We start from the raw sequence: 18,207 nt of genomic DNA on the forward strand, positions 1-18,207 counted from the left end.
TGACGAGTCCTTTTCAAATTCGTCAACACCGCACTGGACGACGGCAACCCGTGCCCTTCGGGGGCTGCCGGATGATCTCGACTCGGTGTCGCCGACTTTTGACTTGACTCGTCAGGCCTGCAAGTCGGCTTCGTGATTCGAAACCATCCGGTAGCCCAGAGTGAGCACCGGATTAAATAGATGTCCCCTTACAGGGCAGCATTATTCGTTTGGCTATTTCACAGAGTAGTAGAAAATTTATCTAACTATTTGTTAAATAATCATTTTTTAGCAGTGAATCGTGGCTGGATTTTTTCTTTTCAAAAAAATGAAAGTCGGATTCCTGTTGATCTATGCAATAGCGGACATAATCTGCCGTGCTATAGTCGCCCAATTCTAACCCTTATTATTGCTGGAAAATCTATGCGACGTATCACTCGTGAGGATTGCCCGCCGGATACCCTTCATCGTCTTCTGGCTGGTGTGACTTTTTACAAAGAACTGATCAGTACCGATCAAACGCAATTCGAACTGCTGATGTCTCAGACCCAATTCGGTTTTGCCGAACAGGGAGAACTCATTCTGCACAAGGATGCCCCTGCCAATATTCTTTATTTTCTCTTGCGTGGCGAGCTGGAAGTGATGGCAGATGACAACAGCGAGACCATCAATATTATCAGCGCAGGGGAATTGCTTGGCGTAATGGCCATGGTGCTCGATGATCGTCGTTCGGCTTCGTTACGTGTTAAAACCCGCAATGCCATCCTCGCCGGTGTCGACTATGAGCATTTTCGTGATATTACCGATTTCTCAACGTTTTCCCTCGCCACCAAGCTGAGTTTTTTCCGCATGCTCACGGCGAATATCCGCTGGAACATCGAGAAAAACCGTTTTGCCAATCCATCCCACCCGCTGGTATCCCGGCTGCGTACCATCCCACTGTTCTCTGGCTCACGAGATACACCGGAAGAACTGGAAGCTCTGCATGTACAGGCCCATGTACTGGCGGAATTGTTATGTGACTGGAATGCCACTCCGGCCGATACAACCCCGGCCACTTAAGTCCGCGCCCAAGAGGAAATGACTTGGATGTTGTTTCCACAGACTGACATCCGCCCGCACGACACTTTCTCGCCATCTTACCCCGCAGCCTGTCAAAAATGACGACTTTGTACGCCTGAAGGCTTGATTTTCGTACGATTATCAACACCAAAGTATTGCAATGTTCGTTAATTAACTACTATTTCACGAATGTTTTCTGCTCTAGAATAGCCGCCTTACTATTTTATTGGAGATGGATACTTCTTCCCTCTCAATACGGCTACCGTGATGTCTGGTGAACGAAGTCTTTCATCGATTCGGAGCCCGCATGACAGATATACTGCAATACCTGCTGATAGGCTTGGCCGTTCTTGGCCTGCTATCCGTTGTCCTCGAAGAAATCATCCATATCAACAAAGCACAATCGGTGCTCTTCTTTGGCGCTCTTGCCTGGGTCTTGCTGTTTGTATTCAGTAGCAGCAACCCTGATCCCGCCGAGCATCAGCGTGTGATTGATGGTCTGGAAGAAAATATTGGCGAAATCGCTAGCCTCTGGCTGTTCTTGCTGGCCGCCATGACTTTTGTGGTGTATCTGAACAAAAAAGGCATGATCGAAAGCCTGATTTACAAGGTACTGCCCAGCCAGATATCCGAACGCAAATTGTTATTTCTGACTGGCCTGTTCTCGTTTGTGTTTTCTTCGTTAGCCGATAACATCACCGCCACCCTGATTTCCATCGCCCTGATTCTGTCGCTGAACCTGCCGACCCCAAAAACCCTGCGTTTTGCCACTCTGGTGGTATTCGCCGTCAACTCTGGCGGGGTCGCCATGATTACCGGTGATGTCACCACCCTGATGATTTTCCTTGAAGGCAAGGTCTCGATCACCAACCTGCTGTTGCTGTCGATGCCCTCGCTGCTGGCTGTCTTGTTACTCGCCACCATACTGTCTGCTCCACTCACCGATACTGCCATCATTCAGCGCAAGACCCATGTACTGCAAAGGGTCGACTCCGCCATTGCGATTATTTTCCTGTTTACCATTCTCTCCACCATTGCCGGTAATGTGCTGTTTGATATTCCGCCGGTACTGAGCTTTCTGACGGGTCTGGCAGTGATGTTTCTGGTGGCGCATCTGTACGGTGAAGATACGGTCAATGATCCGATTCTGGATTACGTTCGCCAGATCGAATTCGATACCTTGTTGTTTTTCCTTGGCATTCTGTTGCTGGTCGGCGCGTTGAAAGAGATCCACGCCCTCGACACCTTCGTCAAGCTGTACGAGCACCTGCCCGCCTGGTCGGCCAACTACCTGATGGGGTTGCTGTCATCCTTGATTGATAACGTGCCATTAACCGCCGCCTTGCTAAAAGCCGACGTCAGCATGAATCTGGCCGAATGGCTGTCGTTAACTTACGCCGTGGGTGTGGGTGGTTCGTTGCTGATCATTGGTTCGGCGGCCGGGATTGTCGCCATGAGCAAAATTGAAGCGCTGACATTCGGTACTTACCTGCGCTATAGCCTGGCCTTGCTGCTGGCTTATAGCGTGGGTTATATCGCCGTATTGGGGTTGGGAATGGCTATTTCCTGAGCCGGTAGATACCGCTGGATTTATGCTTGCCGGGGAGGCTTTGCCTCCCTGTGTTTTCGCCTATCGCCAATTTCCTTCTGCCTGCTCCAGCTTGTTGACCTGCTCCAGCGTGTTATTGGCGGGTAGCGTTCAAGGTAAACGAAAACGTAGCTCAACTTCAGCGCCGGTAATATTTTCCCGCATTGGTTTGGTCTCCGCCTCTTCCGACTCATCCCAGTACAGTTTGCCCGACATATCCAGCACCGATGCAGGTTGCTGTGTATTAAATACATTGGGCAGCAGCGCCGGGTTGGTACTGAAATTGTACGGCTCTTGTTCAAGGCTATCGGGTAATCGCAGGTTTAATGGCGGGTTTTCTGACTGCAGCATATCCTCTTCCAGCGCTTGTTGCTGCTCGGTCGGTGGTTGCCACTCCGCCACATTTTCCTGGATTTTGACAGCGGTATTCTTGTTCTTTGGTTGTTCCAGAGACGGTTCCCTGGACTGTACCGGCGATGGTTTTGAGGTGGTTTCCTGCTGCTTCGGGTCTGCTGCTGCGGAGGACAGCGCCTTGATGGCGTTATGATCCGCTGACTGGCTCGCGCCGGTCTGGTCATGTCCCTGATCCGTATTCGCGGACGAATCAGACTCGGTCAGCGGGTCAGTGCCCGCTATCGCTGCCGAAGGCAAGGTTGCAGTCGCACCCACACCGGCCTCATCTGCACCGGCCTGAATAGCAGGTATCTGTTGGCCAGTCAGAGATAACGACGGCTCCACCGAATTTATTCCCAAGTGCTCACGTATTTCAGGGAAAAATGTCGGCCAATGTGGCTCCCTAACCTGCCAATATCCTGCGACCGCTACACCTGTGATCAATATCACCAATCCTGTGGTCAGACCTTGTTGCATGTATCCTCGTTGTTTCTGTCTATGTTGGCTGCCAGCGATCCGTCCGCTGACTTGACGCTACACGTCAACCCAACCGGCTCTCTGGCCAGCAGGTCATCGGGCAGACCGTCGAACGACGTTAAGGGGTAGAGTCTGGAAATAACCACCGGTTCCGCCGCTAGTCGCCGGAGCACAGCACTCCAGACTGCCATAGCAGTGTACAGCCACCCTGGTCAGCGTCCGCTGCCACTGCCTGGTCGCAGGCAACTCCCACCACCGCCACCAGCGTTTTCTGCTGCAGTAACAGCGGCCAATGCGGCCGTAACCAAGGGGGGATACCGGCTTCTTGCCAGAGTTGTTTCAATGATTTGGAAGGACGCCCTGGCGGTCGTAATCTTGGCGTGTTCGACCTCTGAGTATGCGCCTGAAACGATGCCTGGATCTGTAACAGATTCGTCAACTGATACTCCCCTGGCCTGATAATGCCCTCAGGTGTAGCACGGTTGGCCTCTGCCAGCACCAGCTCACCAACCGACCAGAACAACAAGTGGATGGTCGTCACCGGCACACCCGGATCGGTTAATACCAGGGTAGTGGCCGGGGTTATGGGCCAGTCACGCTCAGCCTGTACCAGATGCAAACGTCCCCGGAAGCGCCGCACTTGCACATCTCCCAGTTCTATCAGCACCTGTGCATCGGCAGCGGCATATAACGCCTGTTTGACCAGCGCACCCAAGCGGGCTTCACTGGCGACATCAACACCGGCTTGCTGTAACCAGGCAAACAGTAATGGCTCGTGTAATACCGCCGCTTGCCCTTGCCAGGCCTGAATATCCAGACAGGGGCCGACACTGGCGGGCCATTGATCGGCAACCACACATTGCGCCAGTACCGGCGCCAACAGATGGTCAAAGGCGGATTTATCCGCTGCCAGACGCCGTACCGTACGTTTGAGTGAGTGCTCACGGCCAGGAAACCGCTGCGACAATTGCGGTAACAGATGTTGCCGCCACCAGTTCCGTTCCAGCCGGGTATCCTGATTGGAGGGGTCTTCTATCCAGTTGAGTTGGTGTGTCTGGGCGTACTGACGCAATTGTTGCCGGGAGCAAGCCAGTAACGGCCGTAACAACCGGGGAGCATGGCCTTTGCCGTCTGACGACAAATAGCGCACTTGAGGCATCCCCAGGCCGCCCAAGCCACTGCCCCGGGTCAGGCGGCTGAACAGGGTTTCGACCTGATCGTCAGCATGGTGCCCTAACAGCAGCCAGTCGTGCTCCTGGCAATAATGCTGAAAAACCTCGTAACGCGCTTGCCGGGCCGCCTGTTCAAGGCCGTCTTGACGACCTCCTAACGTGACCCGTTCAACCACCAGTGGTATTCCCAGTTGCTGACACTGTTGCTGGCAAAAATCGACCCACTCATCGGCTTCGGCCATCAAGCCGTGGTGAACATGGATGGCGTGTAATCCGGCGCATAACGAAGCGCCACCTTGCTGTTGCCACCAATGCGCCAGCAAATGCAGCAACACACATGAATCCATACCACCACTGAATCCGACCCAGATCCGACCGGCTGGCGTTATCCGCCGGGCCAGAACTTCTGCCAGTGACGTTGCCAGTAACCCGGACTCCGCCTCGGGGGTGCTTGCCATCACTACGCTCTCCCCGTCATCGTGCTGCTGTCGACATCAGGCTAGCCGAACACCAGTTCGACCGCTTGCTCACCAAATTCATAGCGTAGTTGCAGCAGCTGTTCATCGGTTGGGTTAACCCGCCATTCTTCGCCGAGGCGAATGTCACAACGGGCGGTCTCGTTACGATAGTCCAGCACCACCGGGCAGCCTCCTTCCAACGGCTGTAATAACTGCCCAAGTGACCGGCAAAAGGTATCATCCAGTTGTTCACCATTCATGTGAATACGGATTGATTGGGCGAAATTCAAACGGGCCTGGGTGATTTCCATGGCGGAACGACCAATGGCTTTCAAACCACCAGAATACGAGTCGTTGCTGATCTGGGCTTCCACAATCAGCACCTTGTCTTTGGCAACCACTTCCCGTACCTGTTCATAAACATCTGAAAACAGCGCCACTTCCATCCGGCCAGAGCGATCATCCAGGGTGACAAAACACATGTTTTCACCGCGCTTGTTTTTCATCAAACGCATATCCACCACCAACCCGGCCAGTTTCTGCGGTTTTTTGCTGTCTTGCAGGTTGGCCAGTTTGGCAGGAGCCAGCTGCCGCACTTCCGCTTCGTATTCATCGAACGGGTGTCCTGTTACAAACAGGCCAAGGGTATCTTTTTCACCTTGCAGACGTTCTTTTAGCGTCCAGTCTCGCAGCTTGCGGAAACGTTCGTACGGATCGGCACCCACCGCTTCTTCGGCCTGTACCTCACCAAACAGATCCATCATGCCGGCGGCTTCGTTGGCAGCAGTCTGACCGGCGCTTTTCATCGCGTCCTCGATACTGGCCATCAGCACTGCCCGGGGGGCAGCAACCGGCAGGGCATCAAATGCGCCACAACGAACCAGGGCTTCGAGTACTCGTTTGTTGAGTTTTTTACCGTCTACACGCTGACAAAAATCAAACAGATCCTGGAAGGGTTGACCGGCTTCGCGGGCGGCAATAATGGCCTCAATCGGCCCTTCACCTACGCCTTTCACGGCTCCCAGTCCGTATACAATCGCACCGTCATCGTTAACGGTAAAACCGAAGTGCGACTGGTTCACATCGGGCAAGACCAGCTCCAGCCCCATTTCCCGACACTCTTCAAAGAAGATCACGACCTTGTCGGTGTTCTGCATGTCGGAGGTTAATACCGCCGCCATAAAAGGTGCCGGATAATGCTGTTTCAGCCACAGTGTCTGGTACGACACCACGGCATAGGCGGCCGAGTGGGATTTGTTAAAACCGTAACCGGCAAACTTCTCCACCAGGTCAAAAATTTTCATCGCCAGATCAGGATCGACTCCGGTATCAATGGCACCGCTGCGGAAAATATCCCGCTGCTTGGCCATTTCTTCCGGTTTTTTCTTACCCATTGCCCGTCGCAGCATATCCGCGCCACCGAGGGTGTAGCCGGCCAGTACCTGGGCGATTTGCATCACCTGTTCCTGATAAACAATAACGCCATAGGTGGGTTCGAGGACTTCTTTCAGGCTTTCGTGTTCAAAATCCGGGTGCGGATATGCCACCTTGGCACGGCCGTGTTTCCGGTTGATAAAGTCGTCCACCATGCCGGATTCCAGCGGGCCGGGACGAAACAGTGCCACCAGGGCGATCATGTCTTCAATGTTATCAGGCTGCAGGCGGCGGATCAGGTCTTTCATGCCTCGGGATTCGAGCTGGAACACCGCAGTGGTCTGGGCTTTTTTAAGCAGGGTGTACGACGCTTCATCATCAAGCGGAATATGCTCAATCTCGACCGGGGGCAGATTTTCCTTGGCGCGCTTGCTGTTAATGGTTTTCAGCGCCCAATCGATAATGGTCAGGGTACGCAAGCCCAAAAAGTCGAATTTCACCAGGCCGGCTTCTTCAACGTCATTCTTGTCGAACTGGGTCACCAGACCACTGCCGTCCGGCTCACAGGCGGTGGCGGAAAAGTCGGTCAGTTTGGTCGGCGCGATCACCACACCACCAGCGTGTTTACCGGTCTGGCGGGCGATACCTTCGAGCTTGAGCGCCATTTCCCAGATTTCCTGGGCTTCTTCGTCTTCTTCCAGAAATTCTTTTAGCGGGGCTTCGGCGTCAAGGGCTTTTTCCAGCGTCATACCAGGATCACCCGGAATCAGCTTCGACAAGCGATCGGCCAGACCAAATGGCTTGCCCTGGGCGCGGGCAACGTCACGTACCACCGCACGGGCGGCCATGGTGCCGAAGGTAACGATCTGGGAAACCGCCTGACGGCCGTAAGTGTCCGCCACGTAGGCGATCACTTTTTCGCGGTCTTCCATACAGAAGTCGATATCGAAGTCGGGCATCGATACCCGCTCCGGGTTCAGGAAGCGTTCGAACAGCAGGTCGTATTCCAGTGGGTCAAGGTCGGTAATTTTCTGGGCATAGGCCACCAGCGAACCGGCACCGGAACCCCGGCCAGGCCCGACGGGAATATCGTGCTGTTTGGCCCACTGAATAAAGTCCATCACGATCAGGAAGTAACCGGGGAATCCCATCTGGATAATAATATCCAGCTCGAAGATCAGCCGTTCATCATAGGGTTTGCGCTTCTCACGGTATTCTTCGGAGTCTTTCGGAATACCGGCCAGAATCACCTCCAGACGTTCTTCCAGACCCACTTCGGATATCTTGCGGAAAAAATCCGCTTCACTCATACCTTCGGGGATCGGGTAATCCGGCAGGAAATATTTGCCCAGCAGGACTTCAACCGAACAACGCTTGGCAATTTCGACGGTGTTCTGGATTGCCGTCGGGGCATCCTGAAACAACTGGATCATTTCTTCAGCACTACGGAAATATTGCTGATTGCTGTATTCCCGGGGCCGGCGCTTGTCATCCAGCGCATAACCCTGGCCAATCGAGACCCGGGTTTCATGCGCTTCGTAATCGTCGGCGTAAATAAACCGCACATCGTTGGTGGCCACCACCGGCAACCGCAATTTGCCCGCCAGTACCAGGCTGGCTTTCACCAGCGCTTCGTCACCGGTACGGCCGGTACGCTGGATCTCGAGATAAAAACGATCACCAAAAACCCGCTGATATTCCAGCGCCAGTGCCTCGGCATCTTCCAGTTTGCCTTTTAATACCCGCTGGCCAATATCGCCTTCCCGAGCACCGGACAACAGGATCAGGCCGTCGTTTTTTTCGATCAGCCATTCCCGCTTGACCACCGCCTTGTCGTGATACTGGTTCAGGTAGGCCTGGGAAATCAGCTCACGCAGACCAAGATACCCCGCCGGAGTCATACACAATGCCGTTACCCGAAACGGCGCATAGCTGTCTTCCGGGTTCTCAAGCCATAAATCGGCTCCCAGAATCGGCTTGATACCTTGACCCAGACAGCCTTTGTAGAACTTCACCAGCGCATACATATTGCTCTGATCGGTCAGGGCCACAGCAGGCATATCAGCCGCCACGGTGGCACCAATCAGCTTTTTCACCCGCACTGTACTGTCGTAGAGAGAATATTCAGAATGAACACGCAGGTGAACAAAAGCAGCAGGAGACGACATAACAAAGGCCTGTAGTAATACGTAATGATGCGCAGTAGTGCGTCGTGATAATGGATAATCAAACACGGGCAGGGAGTTTACCGCAGATCACACCATCGGATGCTGCAGTGGGCGGGATTCCTGCTCAGCCTTGCTTACGAACAGGACAAGGCTACCCGGACAGGACCCACTCCTCAGACAAGATAGCGACTCAAGGCGGCTACCGTGACGCCACTGACAATCGCCGGTAACGGTTTTTTGACCAGCAGCATAACGCCTGCGGTGGTTATCAAGGCCAGCCGGGCACCACTATCACCGTTAATCACCATCGGCGTCAGCAAGGCGACCAGCACAGAACCAGACATGGCCTGAATAAATTGTTTGACCCGGTAATTGATGGGTACAAACGCCATTACATAAACGCCACCCCAGCGAGTGGCCAATGTCACCAGCGCCATCACCAGCACCACCAGCAAAGCCCCGCCTCCGGCGGTTTCAATGTCCACTATCTTGCTCTCCACCCCAAACAGTACCCACGATGCCGCCTGCCAGGGCACCAACAATCACATGGCTGTTATCGGGTAAGTACCAATATGCCAGCGATGATGAAGCCGCAGCCACCACCCAGATAAACAACATGCGCACATCTTTTTCACCACCCACAATCAGGGCAAGGAAAAAACACCCCATCACCATATCCAGCCCAAAACTCTTGGGATCATTAATGGCATTACCAAAATGCATCCCCAGCCAGGTACCTAGTACCCAAAAGAGCCACAGGGCAATCCCTCCCCCAAACAGCAGGCCCAGACCGGGTTTGCCGCGGCTGAACTCCTGCATCGACATGGCCCAATTGGCATCGGAGGCCACCAGCATCATGCCGTAACGTTTTAACGGAGGCTGGTGCCGTAACCAGGGATACAGGGTTGCTCCCATCAACAAATGCCGGGCATTAATGGCAAATACGGTGATGATCATCGTCAGCAGCGGTATCTGTGCGCCCCACAATTCCAACGCTGCAAACTGGGCGGCTCCGGCAAACACCAGGGCACTCATCATCATAATGGTTGAGTCATGCAGGCCGGTCTGTGCCGCAGCCAGGCCAAAAGCCACGCCAAAGGCAGTGACCAGCACAGAAATCGGTGCCAGTTGCTTGAAGCCAGACCAGACCAGCGGTCTGCTGACATGGTGTAATTCGGTATGACGATGGGTCATTATCTAATCCTCTTGCGGCACAGGGTTATCGACACAGCGGCTATCACTCGCAAAAACGGGCAATGGATAACAGTGAAGCCCACTCAACCAGAACGCCTGTGGCGGGTACAGACACACAACAACTCTTTTTGACCCGGACAGTAGCGGCAGGCAGAACAAGCGCCTACAGCGGTCAAGGTAATACTTGCCAGCTATCTCCTGGCGCACATTCTGGCGGCAACTGCCATGGTCCGATACTGAGCCGGTGTAGTGCCAGTACAGGGTTCCGGAAACGGCCAAACATGCGTTTGATCTGGTGATAGCGACCTTCGGTCAGCGTGACCTGTACTTGCCGCTCAGCCATGATTTCCAGCAATGCCGGACGGGTGGTGATATTTTCATAAGGGAAATACATGCCGGCCGCAAACGCAGCAATACACTCCGTGCTGACCGGGTGCGCCAGCGTGACACGATACACTTTGGCGACCTTGTGCTCCGGGGACATCAGCCGCCGCGACCAGTCACTGTCGTTGGTCAACAACAGCAATCCACTGGAAGCCCGATCCAGACGCCCGACAATATGCAGCTGCTGCAGTTGTTCTGTCGCCAGCGGGCAACCTGGATGCTGGCACAACTGGTCGATCACGGTTGTATGTTCGTCATCGCGGGTCGCACTGACCACGCCTGCCGGCTTGTTCATCCCCAGATACACCGGCTGCTGCTGTTGCAGCACCGCAGCGTCCAGGGTTATCCGATGAAAAGGCCCAATCGGCTGGTTAATATCCCGCGCGACCACCCCGTCAACCGTGATACGTTGTTGCGCCAGCAGCAAACGTACATCACGACGTGAATACGTTGAATGCTGGGCAATAAACCGATCCAGGCGATAGCGACAACTGGCCATACACGCGTCGAAGCTCCGATGACGAAAAAGCCGGTCATGATAACAGTCGACCAGCGCAAATTGCAGCGACAATCACTCCTTCCTGCCGTTATCAGGACTGGATTCGCAACACGTTGACCAGTACGCTTTGCCGTCTCTGCTTGCAGTACGGGAAATACCATGTTTCGACACGGATGTTTTGCCCTGTCACTCCGCCGCCGATTCTGGTGCGGTGCCAAAAGCCATTGGCGATGCCGCTTGCTGCTGCCAGTCATCTGCGCCGGATTGCTGTCCTGCCCGCAGCTGCACGCAGGTGGTATCAACTGGCAAGGCGGGCTGACCTGGCAATACGCCCGCCTTTCGCTGGAAGAGAGTCACCGCCACTACCAACTCGACAATCATGGCCCTGTCGTTTCGGCAACAGCAACCTGGAATGAGCAATGGTTTATCGCTGGCAGCATGGATCGCCAGCAGGCCACCGATAACGGCCTGAACTACCAGAACCGGGGTGGATCAGTCTCTCTCGGCTATTTGTTTCAGGACGGCTGGCTACGGCTGGAAGGCTCTCGTTTCTACGAGGATTACGACGTTCAGTTCGGTGTGTTGGAGGATCGCCATACTGTGCGCCAAAACCATAACGATCGCTCCCTGTCCGCTGCTGCCAGCCGGGATTTCTGGCTTGCTGACCAGTGGCTGCTTGGCAGCCATGTCCAACTGGGGCACACCCTGAGTCACTCGAAACGCCGGGAATCGGTCGCCATCGTGGTGCCCGGCTCAAGGGAGACCGGGCGTCGTGTCATCAGCCTCCAGGCCGACGATACCCAGACAGGTGTTGATCTGGGTACGGGGCTGAGCCTGACCTGGTTACTGGAAGAACAACAGAGCCAGCGCTTGTGGGCTCCCGGCGTCGCGCTGGATTACCAACGTATCTTGAGTGGCGATCTGTTAACGCCCGCCAGCAACGGCCTCGCCTATCGCTGGCAGCAAACTGGCGCTCGGACAACAACCGTCAGGCAGCAATGGGCCAGTGCCAGTGTGTTTGTTGCCTTGCTGAATACTCACTGGCAACTCACCAGCCAGCTGGTCATGCCTTTGCAGACACCACACGACCAGCAGATTTCAATCGGTCTCGACTGGTTTTGGTAACCGTTAATAACGTTTTAAACGCAGTTGTTGCCGTATGGCATTACGCTGTTGTGGCGACAAGCTCTGAAAGCGCTGACGCAGTCGCAGCCGCTGCTCCGGCGTCGCCTGTTGATAATTATGCAAGGCATCGAGAATTTGCTGGCGCTGCTCAGGGCTCATATCGCGCAAGGTGTGCAACCGATCCCGTAATATCTGTCGCTGACTTTCTGGCAAACTCTGCCAGCGGCTGAAGCGTTCACTGACGGCCTGCCGTTCACTGTCAGTCATCGACTGCCAGCGTTCAACCCCACGCAACAACGCTTGCTGCCGCTCGTCATCCAGACTGTCCCAACGCTCGGATATCCCCTCCAGTAACTGCTGGGTGCTGTCGGGCAAGCTTTGCCATTCCTGTGCCTGCACGGGTTTTGATAACAGTACCCATCCGCTCAACAGCGCCATCAGCATGAGTATTGTCAGACTGATTCGCCGCGGCCACTGCAGTAATACCTGGGGATGCTCACTCTTCATTGTCCACCTCCGACCGCGTCCCGGTTGGCTCGGTTGTGCCTGGAAAACCTGTGCTTGCTTGTGGCACAGGCGCCGGGCTGCTGACCTCGGTATCTTGCGGGGTCAGAGGCGACGCCCCCAGCAGCATCATCGGATCAATCCACTCGTCATCAATCTCGACCTGATCGGCCAGATAGAGCAACAGTCCTATATCTGGCGTACTGTCCGGCTCACGTTTCGGTGCACCCTCCGGTTCTGCCTGAACAGGCACCAACGGCAGCATCCAGCCCGCAGAAGATGACAGGGTTATTAGTGCCGCCATCTTAACCGGCCTTATCCAGGACTGGGGGATTGGCATTCGGTAACTCGCTTAGCCAATAGGCAAATTCCAATTGCTGCAGTATATCCCATTCATCTTCATCAAGCGCCGCCAACGCCATCATGTCATCCAGTTGCTGCTGTGCCTCGACCTGTGCCTCGACTTGTGCCAGAGCGACAGTATCATGGCCCAAAGGATGGGTGCCTGCTGGCGCCCCCTTCCCGGCTTGTATCAACCAGATCACACTGGCCAGTATCAAGCAGGCCGTCACTCCCACTGGCAATAGCGGCCTGGAGTACCAGGTAGCGGACGTGGAAGTTCGACGTGTATCGGTGTCAGCCATGGCTTGCACGAAAGCAGCCGCCCGTCGTTGTGCCAGTTGATCGGTCAGGGATTCTGGCAACGCCTCTGCCTGCTCATCCAGCAGTGCCAGAAGCTGTTGCTCTGTTACGGTTACCGTCGCCGGTCTAACCCTTGAGGTTTTATCCGCAGATTTCGTTATCATGATACTCAGCCCATCTCATTCAATTTTTGCCGTGCTCTGGACAAATGGGTTTTGACACTGCCCTCGGAAATATTCAGCGCATCTGCCGTCTCCCGTACGCTTAGCCCTTCCCAACAGCGTAACAAGAAACACTGCTGTTGCTGGAAAGGCAGGGTCTCAATGGCGTTGATCAGCGCTTGCTGTTGACGACTGCTGGCCAGGGCCTGATCCGGCTCGTCGCGGTAATCACCCAGGTAGCCATCCATACCATCGGCACTGCCAGTGTCTGGAACATCCGTCTGACTGCCCGACCAGAACATCCAGCGGCGCTGCTTCCGTTGCTGACGCAAGCTGTCGGCGAGACAGTGCTGCAAGATGCGGAAAAACAGCGGCCGCCATTCCGCTTCTTCCCGGTCGCGATAGTGGCTGATCAGCCGGGTCATCGCTTCCTGCACTACATCCAGAGCATCTTCATCATTGGCAGCAGCAAGCCGCACCATCCGAAAGGCCCGACGCTCAACCGAGATCAGGAAATCATTCAACCTGGCGGTCATACCATGTCTGTCTCCAAGCCAGTCACCTCCGCTTCCTTTTCTGTCTTTCAGCCTTGTTTTACTGGGTGTAATCCGTAGTAGAGAAGGCTTTCAGCCAGTGTCATCTCCGGCATGGAGGTAAAGCGGGTGTCGTGGCTACGGCGCTCGGTCACTGCTCCGTTCAGGGTGAATCCATGGCTGCTGCGGGCGCTAACCATACCGCTCACCACATCGCCACCGCGCCAGACGACGCTGGCACCGGTCAATATTTCTGTTGCGGTAAACGTACCGGTGTTATCAAGACTGCCGTAGCTCACAATCGGTGTCGCGTTATCCAGTGCCATAATCAAGGCCAGGCCGCCACTGCCGGTATAGGGAACCCCATCAATGTCATAACGCGTTGTTTCTGTCACAGCCACCACCAGATCGCCAAATTCGCCGCTGCGGTGCCGCATGGGGCGAATCGCCAGGGTAATCTCTGCAGTGTCCGTATCGGAATGGATCAACTGGCCACGAACACGATGCTCCTTGTCCGTATCGTCGCTGGCAACAACCATCAGGAAAGGTTCGACTTCAACAACAGCGGGATCACAGGAAAGTACTTCGTTGGAAGCCGCCAGATCCAGATCCAGTGTCAGAGCTGCCACGCTGTTACGGCCAACATTCAGTTCTCCCTCGCCAAAATCAACGGATACTTCCAGGGTACTGATGGTTTCGCCATGGGAATCTACCGCTGTCGCGTTATAAGACACACCAGTACGGTCCTGAACGACAATATCAGCGTCAGCATAATCAAGATTGACCAAGACGCTACGGTAATAGCCAGCCGGTATGGACGCGACCATCAGCAGCTCACTTAACTGCTGATACTGAACAAAATCCACTGCCGTGGCGGCAGGAAGAACATCCACCTCGGTGCCATCGTCACGAACCAGAGTGATACCCAGTACCTCAACCTGATAAGTCAGAAAATCTTCTTCTGCATCGGTCAAGGCAATTTGAACCGTGCCGGTTTCACCAGCTGCCGGAGCGCTGGCGCTATCATCCCCCACACCACCGCAACCTGCCATCAGGCTGGCTGCAATTGCCAGCCACCATGCCGTTGCTTTCATAGGTCACTCCTGAAACTGACACCTGCTTGCTGTTGGAATATCGCTATTATGTTGTTTCACGTATTCATATAACGGAGCAGATTCGTTTCGGTTGACACAACAAAAAAACAAATCGAGAAAAACAGGGCAACAGGACAACCGCTTCCAACGGCGCGCCGCAAACAAGCGGGAGCCGTGTCAGTGTATCGGCCAGCAAGGCAGGCTCATGACCCGCATGTCCGTCATGGCAGCAAAGCCGCCCGGAAGATTAAAGCAACGGATGACGCACTTCGATGGTGATGTGCTGTAATTGAGGATAATCGGCCAGATGCTGACGAATCCGGCTGGCGATCTCGTTCTCACTACTGGCTACCGACAACACCAACGCATAATGATCTGCCGATATTTTCCAGATATGGATATCGCGAATTTCTGCTCCAGCGGTCAGTATCCGGTCGATAATCTGTTGCCGGATTGGCGCTTCAATACTGCCATCCAGCAGAATGCGACTGGTATCTTTCAACAACCCCAAAGCCCATACCGAAATAATCGTCGCTCCCACTATACCCATCAGCGCATCCAGCCATAACCAGCCCAGCATCATGGCTGCCGTCAGGGCCACGATCGCCAGGATTGAGGTCAGGGCATCGGCCAGGACGTGCATATAGGCTGCCCGCAAATTATGGTCTTGCTCGTGATGTTCGTGATGCTCGTGATGCTCGTGGTGATCGTGGTGATCGTGGTGATCGTGGTGATCGTGGTGATCGTGGTGATCGTGGTGATCGTGGTGATTATGATGTGCATGATGATGGGAGTGATGGTCTTTCAATAACCAGGCACTGGCCAAATTCACCAGCAAGCCAATGACTGCAACCGCAATCGACTCCGAAAAGCCGATTTCATGAGGCATAAACAAACGCTGAACCGATTCCAGCACCATCATCAGAGCCACCACACCCAACGCAACCGCACTGGCAAATCCCCCCAATACCGACACTTTGCCGGTACCAAAACTGAAATCCGCATCCATCGCATGACGACGAGCATAGCGGTAAGCAAACAGCGTGATGGTAAACGCCGCCACGTGCGTTCCCATATGCCAGCCATCCGCAAGCAACGCCATTGAGCCATATGCAGTACCGACAATAATTTCGGCCACCATGGTGAATAACGTCAACCACAGTACCCAAAGCGTGCGGGTTTCCCCGGATTGTCGATCCGCAATAAGGGTTGGCTGATAACACAAACAATGATTGGATGAAGGCATAAGTCTGACTATTGGCTAATAAAAAAAGTGTATAAATACCGGGGCATCATCACAGGCACATGGATGGATTACGCTGATAATACAGCGGGCCTATCCATCGACTAACCCTACCTGTTCGCGCTATCTATTGGCCTATCGAGCAACAGCGTTGATCGACACGACCAGACACACACACAAGGTGCCGCAGAATAACGCTCACACCGCAAAAAATCTGCCCTGATTTACTCAACAACAACAGAGAAGCAGTGACAGATGGTAACACTATTGGCAGACTCCACGGATCTTCAACGGATGCCTATCATGAGCCGACGCCCCCCTATCCAGCCTGCCCTGAGCATCGCTGGACACACGATCGAACCAGGTACTACCTGCCAATTGAACCTGCCATTGGGAAGCCTGTATACCAGCACCGATGTCACCATGCCGGTGTACGTTCGTCGCAGCAACAAGCCAGGGCCGACATTGTTTATCAGCGCAGCGATTCATGGCGATGAACTCAACGGGGTAGAAATCATCAATCGCCTGATTCACGGCTCCCGATTACGCAACCTGCGTGGCACCCTGATTGCGGTACCTATCGTCAACGCCTTCGGGGTTATCAACCAGAGCCGCTATTTGCCCGATCGTCGGGATCTCAACCGCTCGTTCCCAGGCTCCAGCCGTGGCACTCTGGCAGCTCGTATGGCCCATATGTTCCTTAACGAAGTGGTGGCCAAATGCGATTACGGCATCGACCTGCATACCGGTGCCATTCATCGCTCTAACCTGCCCCAGATTCGCGCCAACCTGGACGATGATACCACCCGGGAAATGGCGCTGGCCTTTGGTGTTCCGGTACTGCTGAATGCCAACCTGCGTGATGGCTCGTTACGGGAATCAGCCAACGAAATGGGGGTCAAGATCTTGCTCTACGAAGCAGGGGAAGCCTTACGCTACGATGAACTCTGCATTCGGGCTGGTGAGCGGGGAATTCTGCGGGTAATGCGCCATCTCGGCATGCTGCCGGCCAGCCGTCAGAAAAAATTTCCGATTGAACCCCTGATTGCCCGTAACAGCGGCTGGATGCGAGCCACCGACAGCGGCTTTGTGCGTAATCTCAAGCACCTCGGCGACAAGGTCGAAAAAGACGACATCATGGCTATTATCTGCGATCCCTTTGGTACCCAGCTCGATAAGGTTATCGCCCACAAGGACGGCATTATTATTGGCTGTCAGAACATCCCGCTGGTCCATGAAGGAGATGCCATGTTTAACGTCGCTTATTTTTCCGCGCCGGACGATGTCATCGAAAGCATTGAAAACATGCACGACAGCCTGCTGCCAGACGACATTCTGCTGCAAAACTGACCCATAACCCCAATCAGACCCGTATTCCTCAACAGCGGCAGGTAATACGGGTCAAACAGCTGGAGTGACAGGCCGAATGCTTAAAATCCTTCTCGTAATTCTTGCGGTAGTAGGCTATGCCTATCTCAATCGTATAGTGATGGGCTTTATCGAAGATCAGGGGCACAAAAGAAAAGTCAGTCTGAGTCGCGTGTTTTATTTGCAAAAAGCGCTGCAGATCGCCCTGTTCACCTGTTTGCTACTGGTAATCGGGCTGGTGGTCGGGTTTGGCTATACCGAGCTGACGTTTGTACTGTCATCGGCGGTCGCCTTGCTTGGCGTTGCCCTGTTCGCACAATGGTCAGTGCTCAGTAACGTAACCGCCAGTGTGATTATCTTTTTCTTCTTTCCTTATCGTCCAGGCGACCGTATCCGCATTCTGGAAGAAGATTGCCCGGAAGCCGTGATTGAAGAAATCACTCTGTTTCATTTGCTCTTGCGTACCGACGATGGCTACGAATTGAGTATTCCAAACACCATGGTGTTTCAAAAGGCAGTGATCATGTCACAACGAGGGGAACGCTGGCTCTCGATTCGTCCAGCAGAAGACAAGCCACACAGTGCGGTCTTTCGGGAAGTTATTTCCGATCACCCTGACCACCAGCCAGTACCAACCGACCAGGACCAGCCCAGACAGTAACACGGCTTGCAGGCTTACCAGAGACAGAAATTATTCAGGACGGGGATGATTGGTAGTGTTCAAAATTCTGTGTCACCTCTATAGTTTACCCTCTACAGGGAGTGACACATCATGTCTGATAAATACGA

17 protein-coding genes are annotated in these 18,207 nt (G+C 54.2%); 5 read left to right on the forward strand and 12 right to left on the reverse strand.

Going from position 1 to position 18,207, the window contains the following annotated elements:
- Positions 1-402: 402 nt before the first annotated feature.
- Together Q8W22_RS07650 and nhaD are read left to right on the forward strand one after the other, a co-directional pair.
- Positions 403-1,041 carry a cyclic nucleotide-binding domain-containing protein gene (locus tag Q8W22_RS07650; protein WP_303431902.1) on the forward strand — a complete coding sequence of 213 codons (639 nt, stop codon included), beginning with the start codon at positions 403-405 and terminating at the stop codon, positions 1,039-1,041.
- Between the two features lie 307 nt (positions 1,042-1,348).
- A complete protein-coding gene (nhaD, locus tag Q8W22_RS07655) occupies positions 1,349-2,611 on the forward strand; it encodes a sodium:proton antiporter NhaD (protein WP_305451978.1) in 1,263 nt (420 codons plus the stop codon).
- A gap of 129 nt (positions 2,612-2,740) precedes the next feature.
- Here nhaD and Q8W22_RS07660 read toward each other — a convergent pair whose 3' ends face one another.
- The 6 genes from Q8W22_RS07660 to Q8W22_RS07685 form a co-directional block, all read right to left on the reverse strand.
- Entirely contained in the window at positions 2,741-3,367 is a 627-nt protein-coding gene (locus Q8W22_RS07660) for a hypothetical protein (RefSeq protein WP_305451979.1), read from the reverse strand.
- Between the two features lie 289 nt (positions 3,368-3,656).
- Positions 3,657-5,129 (reverse strand): tRNA lysidine(34) synthetase TilS, encoded by a 1,473-nt coding sequence (gene tilS / locus Q8W22_RS07665; RefSeq protein WP_305451980.1) that lies wholly within the window; start codon positions 5,127-5,129, stop codon positions 3,657-3,659.
- A gap of 41 nt (positions 5,130-5,170) precedes the next feature.
- Positions 5,171-8,671 (reverse strand): DNA polymerase III subunit alpha, encoded by a 3,501-nt coding sequence (dnaE, locus tag Q8W22_RS07670; RefSeq protein ID WP_305414037.1) that lies wholly within the window; start codon positions 8,669-8,671, stop codon positions 5,171-5,173.
- Positions 8,672-8,844: 173 nt separating this feature from the next.
- Entirely contained in the window at positions 8,845-9,156 is a 312-nt protein-coding gene (locus Q8W22_RS07675) for an AzlD family protein (protein ID WP_305414035.1), read from the reverse strand.
- Positions 9,146-9,865, reverse strand: coding sequence for an AzlC family ABC transporter permease (locus Q8W22_RS07680; RefSeq protein WP_303431896.1), 720 nt, complete (start codon positions 9,863-9,865; stop codon positions 9,146-9,148). Before Q8W22_RS07680 ends, Q8W22_RS07675 begins: the two co-directional genes overlap by 11 nt.
- Before the next feature lie 172 nt (positions 9,866-10,037).
- Positions 10,038-10,820: a pseudouridine synthase gene (locus tag Q8W22_RS07685; RefSeq protein WP_303431895.1), complete on the reverse strand. Its 783-nt coding sequence runs from the start codon at positions 10,818-10,820 to the stop codon at positions 10,038-10,040.
- An 87-nt stretch (positions 10,821-10,907) separates the two neighbouring features.
- On the opposite strand from Q8W22_RS07685, the gene Q8W22_RS07690 reads away from it, so the two are divergent.
- Entirely contained in the window at positions 10,908-11,873 is a 966-nt protein-coding gene (locus Q8W22_RS07690) for a hypothetical protein (protein ID WP_305451981.1), read from the forward strand.
- A gap of 3 nt (positions 11,874-11,876) precedes the next feature.
- Here the strand turns inward: Q8W22_RS07690 and Q8W22_RS07695 are convergent, their stop codons facing one another.
- The 6 genes from Q8W22_RS07695 to dmeF all read right to left on the reverse strand — a co-directional run bounded on the left by Q8W22_RS07695 (position 11,877) and on the right by dmeF (position 16,053).
- Complete coding sequence (locus tag Q8W22_RS07695; protein ID WP_303431893.1) at positions 11,877-12,380, reverse strand: DUF3106 domain-containing protein; 504 nt, start codon at positions 12,378-12,380, stop codon at positions 11,877-11,879.
- Positions 12,370-12,681 (reverse strand): hypothetical protein, encoded by a 312-nt coding sequence (locus Q8W22_RS07700; RefSeq protein WP_303431892.1) that lies wholly within the window; start codon positions 12,679-12,681, stop codon positions 12,370-12,372. The genes Q8W22_RS07695 and Q8W22_RS07700 overlap by 11 nt, the downstream gene beginning before the upstream one ends.
- A 1-nt stretch (position 12,682) precedes the next feature.
- Positions 12,683-13,183, reverse strand: a complete 501-nt coding sequence (locus Q8W22_RS07705; RefSeq protein ID WP_305451982.1) for a hypothetical protein — start codon at positions 13,181-13,183, stop codon at positions 12,683-12,685.
- Positions 13,184-13,188: 5 nt separating this feature from the next.
- The gene (locus tag Q8W22_RS07710) at positions 13,189-13,716 is read right to left on the reverse strand and encodes an RNA polymerase sigma factor (RefSeq protein ID WP_303431890.1); all 528 of its coding nucleotides are present in this window, start codon (positions 13,714-13,716) and stop codon (positions 13,189-13,191) included.
- A 47-nt stretch (positions 13,717-13,763) separates the two neighbouring features.
- Complete coding sequence (locus Q8W22_RS07715; protein WP_305451983.1) at positions 13,764-14,807, reverse strand: DUF4382 domain-containing protein; 1,044 nt, start codon at positions 14,805-14,807, stop codon at positions 13,764-13,766.
- 247 nt (positions 14,808-15,054) lie between these two features.
- Complete coding sequence (dmeF, locus tag Q8W22_RS07720) at positions 15,055-16,053, reverse strand: CDF family Co(II)/Ni(II) efflux transporter DmeF (protein ID WP_305451984.1); 999 nt, start codon at positions 16,051-16,053, stop codon at positions 15,055-15,057.
- Positions 16,054-16,353: 300 nt separating this feature from the next.
- Between dmeF and Q8W22_RS07725 the strand changes: the two genes are divergently transcribed.
- Both Q8W22_RS07725 and Q8W22_RS07730 read left to right on the forward strand, forming a co-directional pair.
- Positions 16,354-17,400 carry a succinylglutamate desuccinylase/aspartoacylase family protein gene (locus Q8W22_RS07725; RefSeq protein ID WP_303431887.1) on the forward strand — a complete coding sequence of 349 codons (1,047 nt, stop codon included), beginning with the start codon at positions 16,354-16,356 and terminating at the stop codon, positions 17,398-17,400.
- Positions 17,401-17,476: 76 nt separating this feature from the next.
- Positions 17,477-18,079 carry a mechanosensitive ion channel family protein gene (locus Q8W22_RS07730; RefSeq protein WP_303431886.1) on the forward strand — a complete coding sequence of 201 codons (603 nt, stop codon included), beginning with the start codon at positions 17,477-17,479 and terminating at the stop codon, positions 18,077-18,079.
- Positions 18,080-18,207: the final 128 nt, after the last annotated feature.

It is taken from the genome of Oceanobacter sp. 1_MG-2023, assembly GCF_030689025.1.
In the GTDB taxonomy this organism is placed as follows: domain Bacteria; phylum Pseudomonadota; class Gammaproteobacteria; order Pseudomonadales; family Oceanobacteraceae; genus Oceanobacter.

Excerpts from the sequence above, each read along its gene's own strand:
- Q8W22_RS07695 (WP_303431893.1), bottom strand. The coding sequence starts at position 12,380 with ATGAAGAGTGAGCATCCCCAGGTATTACTGCAGTGGCCGCGGCGAATC.
- Q8W22_RS07690 (WP_305451981.1), top strand. The coding sequence starts at position 10,908 with ATGTTTCGACACGGATGTTTTGCCCTGTCACTCCGCCGCCGATTCTGG.
- nhaD (WP_305451978.1), top strand. The coding sequence starts at position 1,349 with ATGACAGATATACTGCAATACCTGCTGATAGGCTTGGCCGTTCTTGGC.
- Q8W22_RS07705 (WP_305451982.1), bottom strand. The coding sequence starts at position 13,183 with ATGATAACGAAATCTGCGGATAAAACCTCAAGGGTTAGACCGGCGACG.
- Q8W22_RS07700 (WP_303431892.1), bottom strand. The coding sequence starts at position 12,681 with ATGGCGGCACTAATAACCCTGTCATCTTCTGCGGGCTGGATGCTGCCG.
- tilS (WP_305451980.1), bottom strand. The coding sequence starts at position 5,129 with ATGGCAAGCACCCCCGAGGCGGAGTCCGGGTTACTGGCAACGTCACTG.
- Q8W22_RS07715 (WP_305451983.1), bottom strand. The coding sequence starts at position 14,807 with ATGAAAGCAACGGCATGGTGGCTGGCAATTGCAGCCAGCCTGATGGCA.
- Q8W22_RS07730 (WP_303431886.1), top strand. The coding sequence starts at position 17,477 with ATGCTTAAAATCCTTCTCGTAATTCTTGCGGTAGTAGGCTATGCCTAT.
- dnaE (WP_305414037.1), bottom strand. The coding sequence starts at position 8,671 with ATGTCGTCTCCTGCTGCTTTTGTTCACCTGCGTGTTCATTCTGAATAT.
- Q8W22_RS07710 (WP_303431890.1), bottom strand. The coding sequence starts at position 13,716 with ATGACCGCCAGGTTGAATGATTTCCTGATCTCGGTTGAGCGTCGGGCC.
- Q8W22_RS07650 (WP_303431902.1), top strand. The coding sequence starts at position 403 with ATGCGACGTATCACTCGTGAGGATTGCCCGCCGGATACCCTTCATCGT.
- Q8W22_RS07725 (WP_303431887.1), top strand. The coding sequence starts at position 16,354 with ATGAGCCGACGCCCCCCTATCCAGCCTGCCCTGAGCATCGCTGGACAC.
- Q8W22_RS07680 (WP_303431896.1), bottom strand. The coding sequence starts at position 9,865 with ATGACCCATCGTCATACCGAATTACACCATGTCAGCAGACCGCTGGTC.
- dmeF (WP_305451984.1), bottom strand. The coding sequence starts at position 16,053 with ATGCCTTCATCCAATCATTGTTTGTGTTATCAGCCAACCCTTATTGCG.